The sequence below is a fragment of the Enterobacter sp. CFEC122 genome (assembly GCF_052983755.1).
Window position 1 is genome coordinate 1 of the sequence record NZ_JBRIQR010000105.1, and the last position, 2,153, is coordinate 2,153.

The window sequence follows — 2,153 nt, forward strand, 5'->3', positions numbered from 1 at the left end:
GCAACCGTCCGAAATGTTATGAATTATAAGACAGCATAAAACGGCAGGCATGGACTGTCTATTAAATCGTATTTTTGCCATAATAGACATACGGTGTCTGATATTCGATTTAAGGTACATTTTTATGCGACTTTTTGGTTACGCACGGGTATCAACCAGTCAGCAGTCTCTCGATATTCAGGTCAAGGCGCTCAAAGACGCGGGGGTGAAATTCAACCGCATCTTTACCGACAAGGCATCCGGCAGCTCTGCCGACAGGGAGGGGCTGGATCTGCTCCGTATGAAGGTGGAGGAAGGTGATGTCATTCTGGTCAAGAAACTTGACCGTCTTGGCCGCGACACTGCCGATATGATCCAACTGATTAAAACATTTGACGCCCAGGGCGTGGCTGTCCGGTTCATTGATGACGGGATTAGTACTGATGGGGAGATGGGGAAGATGATCGTCACCATTCTTTCAGCAGTAGCTCAAGCAGAGCGTACTCGCATCCTTGAACGAACAAATGAAGGAAGGTTAGAGGCCAAGTCTAAAGGGATTAAATTTGGCCGCAAACCAACAGTGGATAAAGCTAAAGTTCACTGTCTTCGTGAACAAGGTCTTGGCGCAACCAGCATATCCAGACAGTTAAAGATTGCACGTTCCACAGTCTACAAAATTCTCGCTACTACGTAGTGGTACACATGATGGAACGTCACTAGTAGGCTGAACACGATAGGAAATAACCTCGTATAAAGCTATGTCTACTGTTATTAGCATGAACGATAAAGGGCAATTATGGATTACGAACAACTGCCTAGGGCGGCACTGGTCCGAATGCTTCAAGAGCATGATGCGGCACTAGTCGACGCCGGTAAAAATGGCATCGTTATGAATTACACCGGCCGAACAGCTCCGTGGCAAATAATCAGACAGGTGAAGCCTAAGCTCTTCAGTATTATAAAAAAATATTCTTGTGGTGAAGAGCTTGCTCAGGCTGAAAATGAGATTTGGGATGGAGAAAATCTTTCCGCAATGGTCACTCTCTATAAATATAGAGGGCAGATTGATCTCGTACTGACAGACCCTCCCTACAATACCGGAGAGGATTTCCGTTATAACGACAAATGGGATAAAGATCCCAACGACCCTGATTTGGGCGATGTAGTTCCTAAAGACGACGGTTCGAAGCATAGCAAATGGTTGCGCTTCATGACCCCCAGAATTTGGATGATGAGGGAGATGCTGAAACCAGGTGGCGTGATGGCGATTTGTATCGATCATCGGGAACTTTTCCGCCTAGGAATGCTCATGGATGAGATATTTGGCGAGGATAATCGTTTAGCAATTATTAACTGGCAAAAGTCCGCGGCTGCGAGACCTGATAATAAACATGTCTCGACGGCAACCGAGTACGTACTGGTATACGGGAAAGATATAACCCGTGTACGGACGGCATCGCTCGCTCGTGGAGAGGCTGACAACAAGAGATACTCCAATCCAGACAACGACCCGGGAAACGACTGGCGTGAGGGAAATCTTACTGCAAAAAGTTATTCAGCTAAGGACGACTATGGTATCCAGTCTCCATTCACAGGAGTTGTGCATTACCCAGCTGGTAATGGTGCGTGGAGGCATCCTAAGAAGAATGTAAAAATATGGCTGAACGCTTGGGGACCTGAGTACGAAGAACGCGATATAGGAGATGGTCGTGGAAAAGCTTTGGTTGTTAAAGGCCAACAACCAGGAGCTATCGCGAGCTCAGTATCTAAGAAAGCATATGCCCGGCTTGCAAAAAATAACTGGCCATTTCTTTGGTTTGGCCGGGACGGTCTGGGTAGACCCCGCGTCAAAACTTATCTTGAACAAATAAAGAAAGGGAAAGTGCCCGTAACATACTGGTCAGATACCGATCTTGCCTCCGAAATCCTGACTGACATTGATTTAGGCTCTACATCTTGGGATTACTCGGAGTCGGGTCGATCTGCAGATGGTGTGGCCGAACTAACAGCTGTTGTTGGTCAAGGGCATGGTTTTTCTACCGTAAAACCTCTCAAATTGATGACCAAAATCATCCAACTCTGGTGTCGTCCGGACGGCATTGTTTTAGATCCATTTGCAGGTTCTGGAAGGCTTTGTTGAATAAATCAGATTTCGGGTAAGTCTCCCCCGTAGC

General features: G+C 46.7%; 2 protein-coding genes. Both read left to right on the plus strand.

Annotated features, from left to right (window positions below; genetic code table 11):
- Positions 1-124: 124 nt before the first annotated feature.
- Entirely contained in the window at positions 125-673 is a 549-nt protein-coding gene (locus tag ACVCAM_RS26280) for a recombinase family protein (RefSeq protein ID WP_025760443.1), read from the plus strand.
- Between the two features lie 102 nt (positions 674-775).
- Positions 776-2,119 (plus strand): site-specific DNA-methyltransferase, encoded by a 1,344-nt coding sequence (locus tag ACVCAM_RS26285; protein ID WP_094166800.1) that lies wholly within the window; start codon positions 776-778, stop codon positions 2,117-2,119.
- Positions 2,120-2,153 lie beyond the last annotated feature (34 nt).